Genomic DNA, 15,994 nt, shown 5'->3' on the forward strand with positions numbered 1-15,994 from the left:
GATGTCGGCTCATCGCATCCTGGGGCTGAAGAAGGTCCCAAGGGTTTGGCTGTTCGCCAATTAAAGCGGTACGTGAGCTGGGTTTAAAACGTCGTGAGACAGTTTGGTCCCTATCTGTTGTGGGCGTAGGAGATTTGAGAGGAGCTGTCCCTAGTACGAGAGGACCGGGATGGACGAACCGCTAGTGTTCCGGTTGTGCCGCCAGGCGCAGCGCCGGGTAGCCATGTTCGGACCGGATAACCGCTGAAAGCATCTAAGCGGGAAGCCGACCTCAAGAATAGATCTCCCGGATCGTAAGATCCCTAAAGGCCCCTGGTAGACCACCAGGTTGATAGGCCAGAGGTGGAAGCGCAGTAATGTGTGGAGCCGACTGGTACTAATCGGCCGTGCGGCTTGACCATATTTCCCTTGTTTTTGGAAACTGCTAAGGACTCATTTCTTCCAGATTCGATTGAGCGGACCCAAGGTTCCGCTCACTGGTAACGTGACATAAAGTTTCCGGTGGCCATAGCGCAGGGGCCACACCCGATCCCATCCCGAACTCGGTAGTTAAGCCCTGCAACGCCGATGATACTACGTGGGTGACTGCGTGGGAAAGTAGGACGCCGCCGGATTTAATATCATAGCAGCAGCCCCGCCTCTTGACTGAGGCGGGGTTTTTTTATTCTCAAATTCCCTATATTATTTTAACATGGTACAAAAATGATCTCGGGATTTGATGCCCAGTAGAAAAGGGCGTACTCATGTTGCTGCCTGGACAGGTGGAGGAAACGGAATGCCAAAGAAAGGCAAACCGCCAAAGAAAGGAAAGCCGCCAAAACTTGGTGAATTGATTCACCAGGAGATATTCCGTCGCTACGGCATTCCCGGCCTGGTCGTCCTTTTCGTCTTACTCGCAGCCGCTTATGTATATTGGGATTGGGAAAAGGTGAAAACCTTGCCTGGCGTTAAACCTGTCGTCACCCACTTCACCCGCTGGCCGATTCGCAAAGCCGACCCCAACCGCTATTCCATCCTGGTGGCCCACCTGGAGAATGACGCCCAACGGGAGCACGAGCTCCTGATCATCGAGGCCCTCAAGGAGTTCGAAGGGGTGCAGACTCTCAGGCTGGACCGGACCATCCCCTTGGAAGGGCCGGTGCCGGAGGTAATGGAAAAGCGGGGACAGGAAGAGGCTCAACGCTATCTCAAGGAGAGCGGGGCCTCTGTGCTCATCTGGGGGGCGGTCCTCAGTAGGGGGAGCAGCACGGTATACAAGCTGTATTGGACCCCGGCGGCAGGGGAGGCGCGGAAGCCGGAGCGCTATGCGGCGCCCCTGGCCGAGGCGCAGCTGAGCTTGCCGGAAGTCTTCTGGGGCGACCTAGCGGAAATCCTGCGCCTGCAAGTCACCTCAGGGGCGACGGAACTTGAGGCCCAGGAGGGGCGCTACGTGGCGGACAGGCTCCCCCCTTTCATTGCCCGGGTGAAACAGCTCCTGAAGGCCAGTGGTGAACGACCGGGCTGGAATGCGGATGCCAGGGGCGCCACGCTGGTGATCCTGGGTACTGCCCAGCATAAATTGGGCGAACAGAGCGGGCAGAAAAGGCACCTGGAAGAGGCGATAACGACCCACAGGGCAGCGCTCAAAGAGTATACCCGGGAGCGGGCGCCGCTTCAGTGGGCCTTGACCCAGAACAACCTGGGCTCTGCGCTCTGCAGGCTTGGGGAGCGGGAGAGCGGCATGGAAAGGCTAAAAGAGGCGGTGGCGGCCTACCAGGAGGCGCTCAAGGAAGGGACCCGTGAGCGGGTGCCTCTGGACTGGGCCCTAACGCAGTACAATCTGGGTAACGCGCTTCAGTGGCTGGGAGCACAGCATGATGGGACGGAAATGCTAAAAGAGACGGTATCAGCCTACATGAGCGCTTTGGAGGTCCTCGAAGCGACCCAGGCCCCTTACTACGTGAAAAAAGCTAGAGCCAGCCTGCTGAGCGCCGTGGCCCTGCTGCGGGAGAGGGAAAAAGATAAGGAAGTTCAGAGTGAGTTCGGCCCACCAGCGAACCACGGGCAAGACCAGACCTTAATTTTAAAATCTATAAGCCCCACAAATCCATTCCCGAGCTTAATAGACCAAGACCCGCAGGGCCGTTGGTCCTCCGTGGGTGACGGAGTGGGAAAGTAGGACGCCGCCGGATTTAATATCATAGCAGCAGCCCCGCCTCTTGACTGAGGCGGGGTTTTTTATTACCTTGTGCTCAGTGAAGAGAAAGACCTTAATCAAGCATATAGGTAAACACGGCGCTTTCTTGCTCAGGGAAGGTGGGCGGCATTCTATTTACCAAAAGGGGAGCTTTAGGACCTTGGTTCCCCGGCATACTGAAATAGTCGATGAACTGGCCAGGAAGATTTGCAAAGACCTGGAGATTCCATGGGTGAAATAATGAAATTCAGGGCCATGATTAAGCAAAGCGATGATTGGTGGATCGGTTGGCTGGTCGATCTTCCCGGGGTCAATGCCCAGGAGAAGACCCGGGAAGAATTGCTGGAGTCCCTAAAAATAGGAGCCGAAGACCTGTTGAGCACTGCAGTGCCCTTTGAAGCCGAGGCCCAGATGACCACTATTGACATTTCCGCGCCGGAATGGGGCCTGGAAAATGTGCGATAGCAAAGGTTGGGGCCACACCCGATCCCATCCCGAACTCGGTATTCAAGCCCTGCAACGCCGATGCTCCTCCGTGGGTGACTGCGTGGGAAAGGAGGACGCCGCCGGATTTAATATCATAGCAGCAGCCCCGCCTCTTGACTGAGGCGGGCTTTTTTTATTTTTATTCCAAGATGATTTGGTATAAATGGATCAGAGGGAAAGGTTATGCAATTTACTGTGGAATCCGAGCAGGAAGAAGATGGCCGCTGGCTGGCGGAGGTGCTGGAACTTCCCGGGGTGATGGTCTATGGCCAGACCCGCCAGGAAGCTCTGGCCAAGGCCCAGGCTCTGGCCCTGCGGGTCCTGGCCGAGCGGCTGGAACATGGTGAGATGCTGGCCGAGCCGATAAATATTTTGTTTGCCGCGGCATGAGTAGCTGGCCCGCCACCAAAGCAAGACGGGTATTGGCAGGTTTGGTGAGGCTTGGCTGGAAGATCAAGAGAACGTCGAAAACCTCCGGATCCCACCGCACTTTGTCTCGGAGCGGCTGGCCCGACGTCGTGTTCGCCTTTCATGATAATGAAGAAATCGGGCCGAAGATGCTGGCCCGCATTGCCAAGGTTACCGGCCTTACCCCCGAGGACTTATGAAGTTGTCGGAGCTTATATCTCGATACACCTGGCAAGAAGTTGAGCCAGCTTATGCGGAACTATACCCTAAGGAGAAAAGGAAAAGAAAGAGAGCCCGGGAGGCTTTCGAATATATTCAATATCTTAAGCTCATAGATTCTAAGATGCGGATTCATATTGAGTACCGGGAAGATGAAGAAAGCGGCTATCATGACGTTTTGGGCAGAGACGGCAGTCTTAGGGAGGATGGGCAGGAAGAAAGCTACAGCCTGTTTCTAGTGGAATGGGACGAGTGGCTGGGGATGGAAATTGAGACGGAGACCCTGGGAAAATATTCCGAGTTGGACATCTTGTGCCATGTTTTTTGGGAAATGACCTGGTGTGGCTATTCCATGGAAAAGGTTAAAAAATTCAGGAAAAAACTTGAGCGGTCCTCGAAGAGTAAAAAAGAGGATTTTATTCCCTTCGATCCCACTATGTTGGGGCAAGAAGATGGAACCTATCAGGATTAGGTCAATAATGCTCCTTTCAAGGCTTAATAAGGCAAATCAAATAGAAAACACGCCATCCTACATCGAACACACTCGTTAAACATTCTTTTGGCTTTAGGTCTGCAGGGCTTTGAGGCGGGCTACGGGGTCAAAGCCTGGGTTACGGCGCACTTCCTCGGCTGAGGGCAGGTGGTTGAGGCGCATTAATTCGGAGATGGCCGCGAGTAGGCGGTCGTGTTGGAGCCCCGCGGCGGCCAGCACTTGGTCGGCTTTCACATAGTAGGCTATGAAATTGCGGGTCTGCAGGTCCCCATGGATCAGGACGGCGTCCCAGGCTGAGGCGTAGCCCACGTACTGGAGGAAGAGATCGAACTGCTCACTCCAGAAAAAGGGCACGCCGGCATATTCAACGGGGCGGCCGGCCATATTATGCGCTGCTACCCGGCCATGCTGTGCGGCCAGGCGCCAGTGCTCAATGCGGATGGGGGCGCCGTCGCGCCAGTCGGGAAAGCGGGCCAAGTCGCCGGCGGCGTACAACCCGTCGGTGACCCTCAGATGCTTATCCACGGAGACGCTGCCGTCCGGGTTGAGTTCGAGGCCCGTGAGCATCTGGGTGGCGGGATTGATCCCCAAACCCACCAGCACCAGGTCGGCGGGCAGGGTGTCGCCGTCATCCAGGACCACGGCGTGCGTCCGGCCGTTACCCTCAAAGCGGACCGGAGTGCGGCCCAGGCGGAAGGCGACGCCGTGCTCGGTATGGACCTCTTGGAGCATTCCGCCGATTTCCGCGCCCAACTGCCGTTCTAAAGGGACAGGGCGGGAGCCTACCACGGTCACGGATAGCCCTCGTTTGGTGAGGCTTGCTGCCGCTTCCATGCCGATGAAGCCGGCGCCGATAACTACCACCCGGGAGGCAGGGCTTGCGGCCGCGATGATGGCATCGGCGTCGTCGAGGCTTCTTAAGGTCAAGACGTTGGGCCATTGGGCCCCGGGAAGGTCGAGTTTGCGGGGCAGACCTCCGGTGGCCAGGAGCAGGGCGTCATAAGCGAGGGAGCCGCCGCCGGCAAAGGTAAGGGTTTTGCGCCGGGGGTCCACTTGGGTGACGGATTGCCCCAAAAGGACCTCGATGTCGTGGTCACGGTAGAACTCGGCAGTCCTCCATGGCAGGGCATCGGGACCGGCTTCGCCGCTTAAGTAGCCTTTGCTCAGGTTGGGGCGGTCGTAAGGCAGATGCGGCTCACCGGTGATCATCACGATGCGGCCCTGAAAGCCGTCTTGGCGCAGGGTTTCCGCGGCGGCGTTGCCCGCAGCCCCGGCCCCCAGGATTACAAAAGTGCGGCTGTCGGCGGGGTCGCGCCGCACCATGGTGGGGGTGCGCCGGTTTTCCGCAGCGTCCGGCACCTTGAGGATGACGTCGTCGTCTTCCACCCGCACATCAAAGCAGGGCTGGGCATCCAGGGCCGGAGGCTCTTCCAGGTTGCCGGTCATCACATCGAAGGCGGCCTGATGCCAGGCACAGACTACCCGGCGACCGCTTAAGGCGCCGTCGATGAGGGGACCGCCATAGTGGGTGCATTCCGCGCCAATAGCATAGAATCGGCCTTTGAGGCGGACCACCAAGACCTTGGTCTCCCCCACGACCACCTCACGCATCTCACCATCCTGCAGCTCGTGCGCCTTGAAGACGATGGATTCCTTGGACATCTGCGTCTCCCTTCCCGGAATTAGGTCCTACAGCTCCCTAATTTTATAAAGTAGTGCCCTTCTTATCGGGAGGCAACGGTTATGGGGAAAAAAGCGCGATTTTCTCAGGTGGGGTAGAGCGGAGGCCAAATGGTTGTCCCGCTAGAAGGAGATGCTTCAAGACCAAAAAATTTCCTTAACTAGCGGCAATGACAAAAATACTACAGGCCATTGCAAAGCCGGTTTTTTCTGTCATCCTGAACGAAGTGACGTCGTGGACGTGGGATTCTTTATGGCCCGCAGTATTAATCGGGAGACTGCTCCCTGGGTTTAGCTTTATGTTTGGCAATAAGTTCTCGAACCGCTGGAACAAGTTCCAGAGGAACCTCCATGGTGGTTTGCGTCCGATCCTCAGAGGCCGCTTCGTCCTCCGCTACCGCTTCTGCCTCGGTTTGTGCCTCATAATGGGCCAAAACCCGGGTTACCCTGGCTTCATCCCATCCTGGCGGATACTTGCTTTTTTTCATTTTATTTTCCTTCGACGCCTCCGATAGGCGATTAAAGGCTTCCCCTTCAATTCATAGGCGGTAATGACAAAAATACTATTGGGTTTTGGATCGGGAACATAGATAATCCGCAAATAACGTCCGGATGAGGTCTGGCCAATTGCTACCCGGGAGCCTTCTTGCCCTGGCCGATCCTCTCCTGGCCTGCTCAGCACCTCTGCAATTTCATTCTCAGCTACGCCATGTTTAAGAATATGCGGTTGACCCGTTTCTGGGTCAAGATAAAAACGAATTTTCATCCCTCAGCCCTAAGTTTTATGCCCTCAAGACCCTAATCCACCCAGTAATTGGGCGCTTCTTTCATGATGATAACGTCGTGGACGTGTGATTCCTTGAGGCCCGCGGGGCTGATGCGCACGAATTTGGCCTTGGCCTGAAGTTCCTTGATGGTCCTGGCGCCCACGTAACCCATGCCGGACCGGAGGCCCCCCATGAGCTGGAAGACGACCTCCGCCAGTTTCCCCCGGGACGGCACCCGGCCCACAATGCCTTCGGGCACCAGTTTATTCTCCAGGTTGACGTCTTCCTGGCAATAGCGGTCCCGGCTGCCGGCCTTCATGGCCTCCACGGACCCCATGCCCCGGTAAATCTTGTAGCTGCGGCCCTGGAAGATTACGGTCTCCCCGGGGGATTCTTCGGTGCCGGCAAAGAGGCTGCCGATCATGATCACGTCGGCGCCCGCGGCCAGGGCCTTGGTTAGGTCGCCGGAGTACTTGATGCCGCCGTCGGCCACCAGGGGGATGTCCGCCGCCCGGGTCGCTTTGGCGCAGTCCATGATGGCGGTCAACTGAGGCACGCCTACCCCGGCGATCACCCGGGTGGTGCAGATGGAACCGGGACCCACCCCTACCTTGACCGCGTCGACCCCGGCCTTGATGAGGTCCCGGGCGCCTCCGGCGGTGGCGACGTTGCCGGCGATCAACTGTACGCCGGGGAAGTTCCGCCTGGTATCCTCCACGGTCTCGATCACCCGCCAAGAATGCCCATGTGCGGTATCGATAACGATGACATCCACGCCGGCCTTGATCAGAGCCTCAATGCGAGCCTCCCGGTCCGCCCCCACCCCGATGGCGGCCCCCACCCGCAGGCGGCCGAAGTCGTCTTTGCAAGATTGGGGATATTTACGGATCTTCTCGATATCCTTGATGGTGATAAGCCCGGTGAGGTTGCCGTCTTCGTCCACCACCAGGAGTTTTTCGATGCGGTATTTATGCAGCAAGGCCTTGGAATCCTCCAGGGTGATGCCCACCTGGGCGGTGACCAGGTGGTCTTTGGTCATCACCTCTTTGACCTTTTGCTCCAGGTTGGTTTCAAAGCGCAGGTCCCGGTTGGTGACGATGCCCACCAGTTTCTTGCCCTCCACCACCGGGATGCCGGAGATGCGGTAGCGTTCCATCAGTTGCAAGACATCGGCGATCCGGGCCTCGGGCCCGATGGTCACCGGGTCGATGATCATCCCGGACTCCGACTTTTTGACCTTTTCCGCCTCCAGGGCCTGGGCCTCGATGGTCATGTTGCGATGCAAAATACCGATACCGCCCTGGCGGGCCAAGGAGATGGCTGTGTCCGCTTCGGTGACCGTGTCCATGGCAGAACTAAGCAGCGGAATATTGAGGGATATGCTCCGGGTCAACCGGGTGCTGAGATCCGCTTCGCTGGGCAGCACCGAAGAGGCCCCCGGCAGCAGCAGCACATCATCGAAGGTAAACGCGTAGGGAATGGGATCTGGCGCCATAAGCTTTCCTTTACTACGGATTGGAGTTCTTGGTGATTAATCTTGGGCCACGGAAAAAAGGTGACATGCTTAATTATATGAATGAAATTGGGGCCAGCAAGTCGCCGGAAAAATAAATATAAATATTAACCAATTTCGGCGAATCCCGAAACCTAAAACTTGGCGGCCATCACCTGCAAAACTCCCTCCAGAAGCCCGGCGTCGATTACCGTCAGGGAATCTTGCCGGCAGACCTCGAGGATGGTCAGGACGATCAAGGCTCCCGCCACCATGACCCCGGCCTTGGCGGGTTCGAGGCCGGCCAAGCGGGCTCGCTCAGATTCGGGCAAACTGGCCAACAATTCCGCCAGGGCCGCTATTTGAGGCCGGGTTAAGACCAGATGGTTGACTTTATGGGCATCATATTGCCGTAACTGCAAGTGCATGGCCGCCAGCGTCGTGACCGCGCCGGCGGTACCCACCAGATGCGGGGCCGCGGGGAGGTGGGGCTTGATGGTCTCCTGGTAGAAAGCGCTCAGTTGGGCAGCCAGTTTATTTTTCAGGGCTGCCACCCTGGACGGCTGCGGCGGGTCGCCCAAGGGGGAGGCCTGGCTCAGGGTCAGAACCCCCAGAGGCAGGCTGGCCAAGATCGGGGCAAGGCCGGGCCGCACCAAGGCAAACTCGGAGCTGCCGCCGCCCACATCGAAGACCAGCACCGCCGGGGCCGCCAGCACGTTTGGGTTAAGTGCGGACAGCACCCCGGTAAGGGACAAACGGGCCTCTGCTTCCGGCGCCAGCACCTCCACGGTGAGTCCCAGAGAATTCCGAACCATATCCAGAAAGACCTGGCGGTTATTGCCCTGGCGGAGGGCCTGGGTGCCCACGGCCCGGTAGGCCTGCACGTCATGGGCCGCCATGACCTGCTTAAAGTCCTTCAGGGCCGCCAGGGTCCGGGCCAGGCCTTCCGGGTCCAATTCCCCAGTGGCGGCCAGCCCCTGCCCCAAACCGGTGATCTCGCGGCGGTGGAGAAGCACCCTGAACTTGCCGCCGGGCAGGGACTCGGCCACTGCCAGGCGCACGGTCAGGCTGCCAACGTCGATGGCGGCGAAATAGCGGAATAGAGAGGGCTCGGTCATCATTCAAATATTGTAATCGCTGTAGGGGCGGGTTTAAACCCCGCCCTCTATGGCGCAAGAAAAACGGGAAGCTGAAGAAGCAAGAGCGGATTATGCCTTGCCGCAATCAATCCTTTTCAAGGACAAAAATTTCCGGCAGGGTGCGGCTCTGTTCGCCGCAATCCAGACCGTAGCCCACCAGAAAGCCTTTTTCTATGGGAAAGCCCACGTAATCAAGGGGGACCTCCACTTCCCGGCGCTCTTTTTTGTCAATGAGGCAGCAGATTTTGACCGAGCGGGGCCGGTGGCTGGCCAGGTGACGTTTAAGGAAAGCCATGCTGAGACCTGTGTCGACAATATCCTCTACGATCAGGACATCCCGGTCCGTGAGAGATAGTTCCACGTCCTTGGTGATATGCACCTCGCCGGACGTGGTAGTGTCGGACCCGTAACTGCAAAGGCGCACAAAATCCACTTCCACGGAAAAAGGCAGGGCCCGCACCAGGTCGGCCATAAAAATGAACACCCCTTTCAGGACTCCCACCATGACCAGGTCCCGGCCGGTATAATCCCGGCCGATCTGCTCTCCCAGTTCCGCCACCCGCCGGGCAATAGCTTCTTTAGAGATGAGGCAACGCTTATTGGTACCCATGAATTCCCTCCCCACTGGACATAAAAATAAAGGAAGGGGAGGTCGTTGTCAAATCTTAGCGGAAGTTAGGGCGTGGCCACCGGAGCGGGAAACCGAGAGGTTGTGCCCAAGCGGAGCTTGGACGGAAAGTGGCGTTCCCAAGCCGGAGCTTGGGAACGAGGGCGTAAAACCAGGGCGTAAATCCGCCGAAAGCTACAATTTCCCTGGCCTGGGGGGAAGGGTAAGGGGGCTTTGGAAAGCCCCCTCTATATAAACTCTGCGAGTGTCTCAGTCACGGTCCAGGTTACTCAAAGTGTAGTGTAGACGCCATCGATCGTCCCCAGGCATGGACGACAGAGGCCGGCTATCCCACAAGAGATTATCGCAGAGGTTGCCTCAGAAAAGTTGGGTTTTCTTTTATACTCATTGCCAAAAGTTTTTTCTGCTTTACCCCTCACCCCGACTCTCCCCGGCAAGAGGAGAGGGGAATGAAGGAAAGAACTTTTGAGCTTCTTGCAAAATTGATAGACATTACGTGGTCGCAGGCTTTAGCCTACTTGAGCACAGGCTGGAAAGCCTGTGCTACTGGAGCGCTTTTCAGTTGGCGGCTTTTTCTTCGTAGAGCTCCCAGGATTGCTGAAAAGCGTGGTCAAAGGAGCGCTCCCGGACATAATCCCGGGCCAGCCGGCCCATCTCCTTTAAATTCTCGGGATCGGCAATCAGCTTCTCCACGGCCTGACGCAAGGCGGCTTCGTCATGCGCGGGGATAATGAGGCCGGTTTGGCCGGGGAGGACATTTTCCCGGGGACCCCCTGAATCGGTGACAATCACGGGCAGGCCCGAAGCCTGGGCCTCCAACACCACGTTGCCAAAGGTATCCGTGGCGCTGGGAAAGAGGAACAGGTCACAGGAAGCATAGACCTCCGCCAGGTCTTCCCCTTCGAGGTAGCCGGTAAACAGGCAGGGAGTGTCCGCTAAATCCTGGCGCATCTCTTCCAGATAAGGACCGTCGCCCACCACCACCAGGTGGAGATCGGCATGGGTCTGGGTCAAAGTCTTGAAGGCGCGCCCCAAGAGCTCCAGGTCCTTTTCTTTGGAGACCCGGCCCACATAGAGGAGCTTCGTGCCCTCCGCCAGGTGATAACGGCTTTGCAGGAAGCCGTTGCGTTTGTCCGGATTGAAGCGCTGGACATCGACTCCCCGGGGATAGACCTTCATTTTATCAGGGTTAATGCCTTTGGCGGCCAGTTCCTCGGCCGTGCTCCGGGAGGGCACATAGACCACATCCATCTGGTTATAAAACCAGACGATGTACTTCCACATCAGGTCAACCATGATGCCGTCATCCGTGAGGTACTGGGCATACTGGGGAAGCGCGGTGTGATAGGTGCCCCAAATGGGGAGTTGCAGCATGCGGGCCACGGCCAGGGCGGTGAGTCCCATGGGGCCCGGCGTGGCGGCCTTAATATGGGTAAAATTGTTTTTATAGCAATAATTGAGGATCTCCAAAACCGGCGGATGAAAGAGTTTCTGCTCCTTATACTCCGGCAAGTGAAAGACCCCGATGGGGGTGAAGCTCTTGACGCCTTTTTGGTGCGCATGCCCGGCTTTGTCACAGGTGATGATGGTGTATTTTTTGTTGGCCTGCACCGCGGCTTCAACCTGGCGCTGCAACGTGAGGCCCACCCCGTTGATTTCATAGAAAGTGTCGGTGAAATGGGCCAGCTTGATGCGGTCCGACTGAGGGACCCGGGAATGCTTGCCTTCTAAGAAGCGGTCGACGATCTCCTGGCCCAGTTGCCGGTCCCCGGCAAAGGAAGTGTAGGCGGCGAAGTAAGGTGACAATCCCATGTAGACCAGCCCGCTGGAAGTAATGGAATTCACTAATTCAATAAAATGGGCACCCGTTAAGGCCTTGCGGAAACTCTTGTTGAATTGCTTTAAAATATTCACCGAAACCATATTGATGATCTCATACCATTTATTCTCCGTGCCGCCATTCAATTCTATACACGGGATCTTCGCAACTTCGTCGGTAATTAAGGATATGATGGAATCATCTTTGGGGGTGCATTTAACCATATTGCGAATTTTGTTACCGATATAATACAACGTAGAAAAACCCGCTTTCTGCTCGAAATTCGAATCTAGTATTCTTTCAAAAACTTGAGAAAAAATATTGGAATAAGAATGGTTGTCACCCAACTTGTATTTACTTTTATAAAACTGATAGGCAATGCTGTAGATGTTATAGGCCAGGGTTAAGGGGGTGGAGGCCTGGCCGCGGATTTCCGCCCGGCCCTGGTTCAGTCCCCGGAAATACTCGGTGAGATTAGGCGCCATTTCCACTTCGGTAAACATCCGGGCAATATTGATGGAGCTGTGATCGTCGGACCCCCCGGTGAAATTCTTTTCCCAAGGGTTGGGAAACGGCGGGGTCAGCTTGTAGGTCTCCATCATTTTATCCATATCAGCGGGGGAGAGAATGGACAAAATAATCTTTAGCCAATCATTCAAACGGGCATCCCGCGCCCCATTCAGTTCGAAGTTTTTGAACAACAGGAGCAGCTGCTCGAAATGGGCCAGGGTAAGGCGATTATTCACCGCCCAGATGGGATGGGCCAGGGTGTGGGTAATCTCTTCTTCATTGAGATAAGCCACCAGATCAAAGATGTTGGTCCGGGCTTTCTGGATATCCGCATGTTGCCGTTCATCGATCTGATACACCGGGATGTGCACCTTACAGCCGTCCGGGAAATAACTGGTCACTTCCTCGCTGATGAAGGTATCGGGCAGATGGCAGATTTCCAGAACACCCTGGATGGTGTTGTGGTCGGTAATGGTGACCGCGGTCATGCCTTTTTCTTTGGCAATGCGATAGATCGCCAACGGTTCCGTGTAGCATTCCTGGCAGCCCAATTTTTGCAACACCCATTGAGACGGCCGCGTGGAATATTTGGAATGGACATGCAAGTCGATCTTCATGGTCCCTCCTGCTGGTCAAGTGACTGATAAATTAGTTGATTAATATAGTTTCCCCAGCCCGCACTTTATCTCCCGGTTGGACCACGACCTGCATGCCAGCGACTTGCGGCACCACCAGATCCACCTGAGAGCCGATGCGGATCATGCCGAAGGTGACGCCTTTTTCCAGAAGTTGCCCAACCCGGACATAACTGTCGATGCCCCGGACGCTTTTGCCGGCAATTTGCACGACGTAATAGGGCAGTGCTTTTTCTTTGAATTTGCCCCAGAGCCTGGTCACCGTCCTCTCGTTGCTTAAAATGTGCAGGGAGTTCGTATAGAAGGGCGGGCGGCGCAAGAGGGTGCGCCAATGCATGGAGGCCATGCAGCGGTTTTTAAACAGAGGCGGGTGATGATGGACGAACTCAACGCGGCCGGCCAGGGGGACCCGGTTATAATGGACGCTGAAGGGGCTCATAAAGATGCCCACCAGGATCTTGGGCAGGGCCAGGTCTTCCCGCACGATATCCGCGACCCGGGCCTGCACCCCCTGCTTGATGGTGATGACGTCTTGTTCGGGGGCGATCCCTTTGACATAGACCACGGTGCCGTCGGCCGGGCTCACGATGTTTTCACCCAGCGGTGCCACCCGGTCGGGGTTGCGAAAAAACCAGACGTAACGCCAATAAAGGAAACCAGCCAGGATGAGGGTCCCGGTGATGAGCAACCCCGGAATCATAGGAGTTTCTTGCCAAAGGCGGCGTCCTTGACACGGACAAGGGCCACCCCGGAGGAAAAGGGGAAATTGATCAGCTCAAAATGGTCTTCCTGCTTGTTGAGGAAGTTCAGCCATTTTTTGACGCCCGCGTGTTTGATCAGTTCCCGGATATAGATGTTGGTGTCATGGAGAAAGATGTAGGTATTCTTGTGGGATTGCTCCAAGACCTGCAGGAAGTCGTATTTAACATCTTTAAAGGCATGGCTGCCATCGATGAAGGCCAGATCAATGGGAGGCAGGTTGAAGCTGGGATACGCCGGAAAGAATTCATCACTGCGCCGGCGGTGGTGGGTGACAATATTTTCCAGCCCGAAGCGTTGAAAGTGGCGCTGCACCTGGTCCGCATCACTCCACATGCCGCGCCCGCCGATGGTATGCAGGGGACCGTCCTTGATCAAGGAGTAGGCAGGATCGATAAAGGTGAGCATCCCCCTGGCGTTGTCTTTGAGCCCCAGAGCCAGACAGACGACGCTGTAACCGTAGCCGGAGCCGATGACTACGATATGCTTGGGTTTGAGAGCCCGCACGACGCCATAATAAATAAAACCAAAGCCTAAATTGAGCTTTTTACTATTTTCATTATGTCCAAAAGGTTTGGCAAATTGAAAAACATCCCGAAGCAGGTCTTCATTTAAACTGAAGTACTCTTTTTTCTGTCCAACCCCATTCTCACTAGATTCTTTATGTTTGGTCTTGAGATTCATAAAGTTCATTATGCTCCCCTTTGTACAGAGAAAATAACACCCTTAATATTACTTAAATCGTTGTTGCCTGAACTAGCCTGACATTCTTTAGACAATACTTACAACAGTTGTATTTCAAAAAAATGTTTATCTGGTTATTTTTTGGTTATGGGGATACGGGGATTTGTGAGGCGATTCGGGCCAGTCTTATGGCGAGGTGAGGCGGTGCGGCAAATGCTGCTGGGAGGCTCGTGGATCTCCTCCCTAAGCGAGGTCGCCAGGACCTGTATAATCTATTGGTGTAGTTAGTTTGGTGGTACAATAAATCGGGATAATTGCATCACTGCGGGGAAGAGAATAAAGGATCGGCCGGTCCGATATGACCTTGCCAAGCAGCAGTTTAAACCCCATTATGTATAAAGAGTAATTGCCCGGATCGCTGGCTCATCTCCATCGAAGGCGGAACGAACGCCTGTCGATTCTTTGAGGGCGGGCGGCTGGCGGGTTTGAGGGAAGCAATCGCCTTTTCTTGAAAAGATGCTTCGAGGAGCCTGCAAAACGACTGTTTGTCATCCTGAGCGCAGCGAAGGATCTCATGCCTTTTGAGATTCTTCGGTCGCTTTGCTCTCTCAGAATGACAGGGATATGAACGTTGGAAGAGAATTAAAAAAGGATGGACATGGCATCTGAGCCTGGAATCGAAGAATTGACGGACCACCAAAACCAGACGGCCTATTTCGGCTATCGCCAGGTGAGTGCGGCGGAAAAAGGCAAACTGGTGCACCAGCACTTCGACACGGTGGCTCGAAGATACGACTTGCTGAATAGCCTCCTGAGTTTCGGGATGCACCACCTCTGGAAACGGGCCGCGGTGCGGATGATGGGCTTAAAACCCGGGGACCGGGTCATCGACGTCTGCGGTGGCACCGCCGACCTGGCTATCCGGGCCGCGCGCCTCATCGGCAGCAGCGGGCGAGTGACCGTTTATGACATCAACTGGGCCATGATGGCCGCGGGGTGGCCCAAAGTGGTCAAATCTAACCTGGCGCCCCGCATCAACTATATCCAGGGGGATGCCGAGCTAGTGTCCTGCCCGGATGCGAGCTTTGACGCGGCCATGGTGGGGTTCGGCATTCGCAACCTGACCCGCCCCGAGGTGGGTTTTCAAGAAATTTTCCGGGTCTTGAAGCCGGGCGGGACCATGATGTGCCTGGAGTTCTCCAAGCCCAAGACCGCCTGGTTCCGTTGGCTCTACGACCTTTACTCGTTTTATATCATGCCCGCCATGGGCAAAATTATGGTAGGGTCCTGGGAGGCCTACACCTATCTCCCGGAGTCCATCCGCATGTTCTCCCAACCCGAAGAATTGACTGCGACCCTGGAGGAAATCGGTTTTACCCAGGTCCGGTACCGCCGTCTGACCAACGGTATCGCGGTGATCTACCTGGGGGTAAAGCCATGAAAATCAACTGGGCTGAACGCTTGATGGTCAACAGCCCCGTCCGGATTATGGTCCAGCGCCTGATCATTAAGTGGATCAAGGGGGTAACCAGGATCGCACCCGAGGCCCGAGTCCTGGAAATAGGCTGCGGCCGGGGCGCCGGGGCCTGTATGATTGCCGAAGAGTTTAATCCGGCCATGCTGCACGCCTTCGACCTCGATCACCAGATGATTCTCATGGCCGGGCGCTATCTGAAGCCTGCACACAAAGAAAAAATTTCCCTCTACGTGGGGGATGCGCTCAGGCTGCCGTATCGAGACGGAGTTCTGGACGCAGTGTTCGGCTTCGGGGTGCTGCACCATCTACCGGATTGGCAGGGCGGCCTGAAGGAAATCGCCCGGGTCTTAAAGCCTGGAGGCATCTATTTCCTGGAGGAGTTTTATCCTCAGCTCTACCAGAACTTTGTGGCCCGGCGCATCTTCCTGCACCCGGAACACAACCGCTTTTACAGCCACGACCTGCATCAGGCCCTGACCGACGAGGGCTTCAGGATTCAGGGCCGCCTGGAGCAAAAAATGTTTGGTATCCTGGCGGTGGCCGTGAAGAGGGGGTTAGGGGTTAGACAGTGCGCCTGAAAATCTCTGATTTTGCGGAAAGTTGACCGCTATCTTAAGGGGAA

16 protein-coding genes and 3 rRNA genes (1 of these 19 running past the window's edge) are annotated in these 15,994 nt (G+C 56.0%); 10 read left to right on the forward strand and 9 right to left on the reverse strand.

What is annotated here, in order from left to right:
* The 8 genes from WC600_10530 to WC600_10565 all read left to right on the forward strand — a co-directional run.
* Window positions 1-401 (forward strand): 23S ribosomal RNA (locus WC600_10530) (it extends 2,614 nt beyond the left edge of the window).
* Between the two features lie 96 nt (window positions 402-497).
* Window positions 498-614 (forward strand): 5S ribosomal RNA (gene rrf / locus WC600_10535).
* Window positions 615-775: 161 nt separating this feature from the next.
* Window positions 776-2,158, forward strand: coding sequence for a tetratricopeptide repeat protein (locus WC600_10540; GenBank protein MFA4903168.1), 1,383 nt, complete (start codon window positions 776-778; stop codon window positions 2,156-2,158).
* Window positions 2,159-2,404: 246 nt separating this feature from the next.
* Window positions 2,405-2,641 (forward strand): type II toxin-antitoxin system HicB family antitoxin, encoded by a 237-nt coding sequence (locus WC600_10545; protein ID MFA4903169.1) that lies wholly within the window; start codon window positions 2,405-2,407, stop codon window positions 2,639-2,641.
* A 5S ribosomal RNA gene (rrf, locus tag WC600_10550) occupies window positions 2,634-2,748 on the forward strand. Before WC600_10545 ends, rrf (WC600_10550) begins: the two co-directional genes overlap by 8 nt.
* Window positions 2,749-2,845: 97 nt before the next feature.
* Window positions 2,846-3,052 (forward strand): hypothetical protein, encoded by a 207-nt coding sequence (locus tag WC600_10555; protein MFA4903170.1) that lies wholly within the window; start codon window positions 2,846-2,848, stop codon window positions 3,050-3,052.
* A gap of 32 nt (window positions 3,053-3,084) precedes the next feature.
* The gene (locus WC600_10560; GenBank protein MFA4903171.1) at window positions 3,085-3,270 is read left to right on the forward strand and encodes a type II toxin-antitoxin system HicA family toxin; all 186 of its coding nucleotides are present in this window, start codon (window positions 3,085-3,087) and stop codon (window positions 3,268-3,270) included.
* Window positions 3,267-3,761, forward strand: coding sequence for a DUF6557 family protein (locus WC600_10565; GenBank protein ID MFA4903172.1), 495 nt, complete (start codon window positions 3,267-3,269; stop codon window positions 3,759-3,761). The genes WC600_10560 and WC600_10565 overlap by 4 nt, the downstream gene beginning before the upstream one ends.
* A gap of 93 nt (window positions 3,762-3,854) precedes the next feature.
* Here WC600_10565 and WC600_10570 read toward each other — a convergent pair whose 3' ends face one another.
* From WC600_10570 to WC600_10610, 9 genes are all read right to left on the reverse strand, one after another.
* Window positions 3,855-5,444 carry an FAD-dependent oxidoreductase gene (locus WC600_10570; GenBank protein MFA4903173.1) on the reverse strand — a complete coding sequence of 530 codons (1,590 nt, stop codon included), beginning with the start codon at window positions 5,442-5,444 and terminating at the stop codon, window positions 3,855-3,857.
* Window positions 5,445-5,728: 284 nt separating this feature from the next.
* Window positions 5,729-5,950, reverse strand: coding sequence for a hypothetical protein (locus WC600_10575; GenBank protein MFA4903174.1), 222 nt, complete (start codon window positions 5,948-5,950; stop codon window positions 5,729-5,731).
* Complete coding sequence (locus WC600_10580; protein MFA4903175.1) at window positions 5,947-6,228, reverse strand: DUF4258 domain-containing protein; 282 nt, start codon at window positions 6,226-6,228, stop codon at window positions 5,947-5,949. The genes WC600_10575 and WC600_10580 overlap by 4 nt, the downstream gene beginning before the upstream one ends.
* 32 nt (window positions 6,229-6,260) lie before the next feature.
* Entirely contained in the window at window positions 6,261-7,724 is a 1,464-nt protein-coding gene (gene guaB / locus WC600_10585; protein MFA4903176.1) for an IMP dehydrogenase, read from the reverse strand.
* A 152-nt stretch (window positions 7,725-7,876) separates the two neighbouring features.
* Window positions 7,877-8,842, reverse strand: a complete 966-nt coding sequence (locus WC600_10590) for a hypothetical protein (protein ID MFA4903177.1) — start codon at window positions 8,840-8,842, stop codon at window positions 7,877-7,879.
* 103 nt (window positions 8,843-8,945) lie between these two features.
* Window positions 8,946-9,470: a hypoxanthine phosphoribosyltransferase gene (hpt, locus tag WC600_10595; GenBank protein MFA4903178.1), complete on the reverse strand. Its 525-nt coding sequence runs from the start codon at window positions 9,468-9,470 to the stop codon at window positions 8,946-8,948.
* A 576-nt stretch (window positions 9,471-10,046) separates the two neighbouring features.
* Window positions 10,047-12,434 (reverse strand): glycosyltransferase, encoded by a 2,388-nt coding sequence (locus WC600_10600; GenBank protein ID MFA4903179.1) that lies wholly within the window; start codon window positions 12,432-12,434, stop codon window positions 10,047-10,049.
* Between the two features lie 31 nt (window positions 12,435-12,465).
* Window positions 12,466-13,152, reverse strand: a complete 687-nt coding sequence (locus WC600_10605; GenBank protein MFA4903180.1) for a phosphatidylserine decarboxylase — start codon at window positions 13,150-13,152, stop codon at window positions 12,466-12,468.
* Window positions 13,149-13,904 carry a class I SAM-dependent methyltransferase gene (locus WC600_10610; GenBank protein ID MFA4903181.1) on the reverse strand — a complete coding sequence of 252 codons (756 nt, stop codon included), beginning with the start codon at window positions 13,902-13,904 and terminating at the stop codon, window positions 13,149-13,151. Before WC600_10610 ends, WC600_10605 begins: the two co-directional genes overlap by 4 nt.
* 649 nt (window positions 13,905-14,553) lie before the next feature.
* Between WC600_10610 and ubiE the strand changes: the two genes are divergently transcribed.
* Complete coding sequence (gene ubiE, locus WC600_10615; GenBank protein ID MFA4903182.1) at window positions 14,554-15,336, forward strand: bifunctional demethylmenaquinone methyltransferase/2-methoxy-6-polyprenyl-1,4-benzoquinol methylase UbiE; 783 nt, start codon at window positions 14,554-14,556, stop codon at window positions 15,334-15,336.
* Window positions 15,333-15,950, forward strand: a complete 618-nt coding sequence (locus WC600_10620; protein MFA4903183.1) for a class I SAM-dependent methyltransferase — start codon at window positions 15,333-15,335, stop codon at window positions 15,948-15,950. Before ubiE ends, WC600_10620 begins: the two co-directional genes overlap by 4 nt.
* Window positions 15,951-15,994 lie beyond the last annotated feature (44 nt).

Source organism: Desulfobaccales bacterium (assembly GCA_041648175.1).
Taxonomy (GTDB): Bacteria; Desulfobacterota; Desulfobaccia; order Desulfobaccales; family 0-14-0-80-60-11; genus 0-14-0-80-60-11.

What these genes read in the sequence shown, in the direction of transcription:
- WC600_10540 (MFA4903168.1), top strand. Translation starts at nt 776, where the DNA reads ATGCCAAAGAAAGGCAAACCGCCAAAGAAAGGAAAGCCGCCAAAACTT.
- WC600_10545 (MFA4903169.1), top strand. Translation starts at nt 2,405, where the DNA reads ATGGGTGAAATAATGAAATTCAGGGCCATGATTAAGCAAAGCGATGAT.
- WC600_10555 (MFA4903170.1), top strand. Translation starts at nt 2,846, where the DNA reads ATGCAATTTACTGTGGAATCCGAGCAGGAAGAAGATGGCCGCTGGCTG.
- WC600_10565 (MFA4903172.1), top strand. Translation starts at nt 3,267, where the DNA reads ATGAAGTTGTCGGAGCTTATATCTCGATACACCTGGCAAGAAGTTGAG.
- WC600_10570 (MFA4903173.1), bottom strand. Translation starts at nt 5,444, where the DNA reads ATGTCCAAGGAATCCATCGTCTTCAAGGCGCACGAGCTGCAGGATGGT.
- WC600_10575 (MFA4903174.1), bottom strand. Translation starts at nt 5,950, where the DNA reads ATGAAAAAAAGCAAGTATCCGCCAGGATGGGATGAAGCCAGGGTAACC.
- WC600_10580 (MFA4903175.1), bottom strand. Translation starts at nt 6,228, where the DNA reads ATGAAAATTCGTTTTTATCTTGACCCAGAAACGGGTCAACCGCATATT.
- guaB (MFA4903176.1), bottom strand. Translation starts at nt 7,724, where the DNA reads ATGGCGCCAGATCCCATTCCCTACGCGTTTACCTTCGATGATGTGCTG.
- WC600_10590 (MFA4903177.1), bottom strand. Translation starts at nt 8,842, where the DNA reads ATGATGACCGAGCCCTCTCTATTCCGCTATTTCGCCGCCATCGACGTT.
- hpt (MFA4903178.1), bottom strand. Translation starts at nt 9,470, where the DNA reads ATGGGTACCAATAAGCGTTGCCTCATCTCTAAAGAAGCTATTGCCCGG.
- WC600_10600 (MFA4903179.1), bottom strand. Translation starts at nt 12,434, where the DNA reads ATGAAGATCGACTTGCATGTCCATTCCAAATATTCCACGCGGCCGTCT.
- WC600_10605 (MFA4903180.1), bottom strand. Translation starts at nt 13,152, where the DNA reads ATGATTCCGGGGTTGCTCATCACCGGGACCCTCATCCTGGCTGGTTTC.
- WC600_10610 (MFA4903181.1), bottom strand. Translation starts at nt 13,904, where the DNA reads ATGAACTTTATGAATCTCAAGACCAAACATAAAGAATCTAGTGAGAAT.
- ubiE (MFA4903182.1), top strand. Translation starts at nt 14,554, where the DNA reads ATGGCATCTGAGCCTGGAATCGAAGAATTGACGGACCACCAAAACCAG.
- WC600_10620 (MFA4903183.1), top strand. Translation starts at nt 15,333, where the DNA reads ATGAAAATCAACTGGGCTGAACGCTTGATGGTCAACAGCCCCGTCCGG.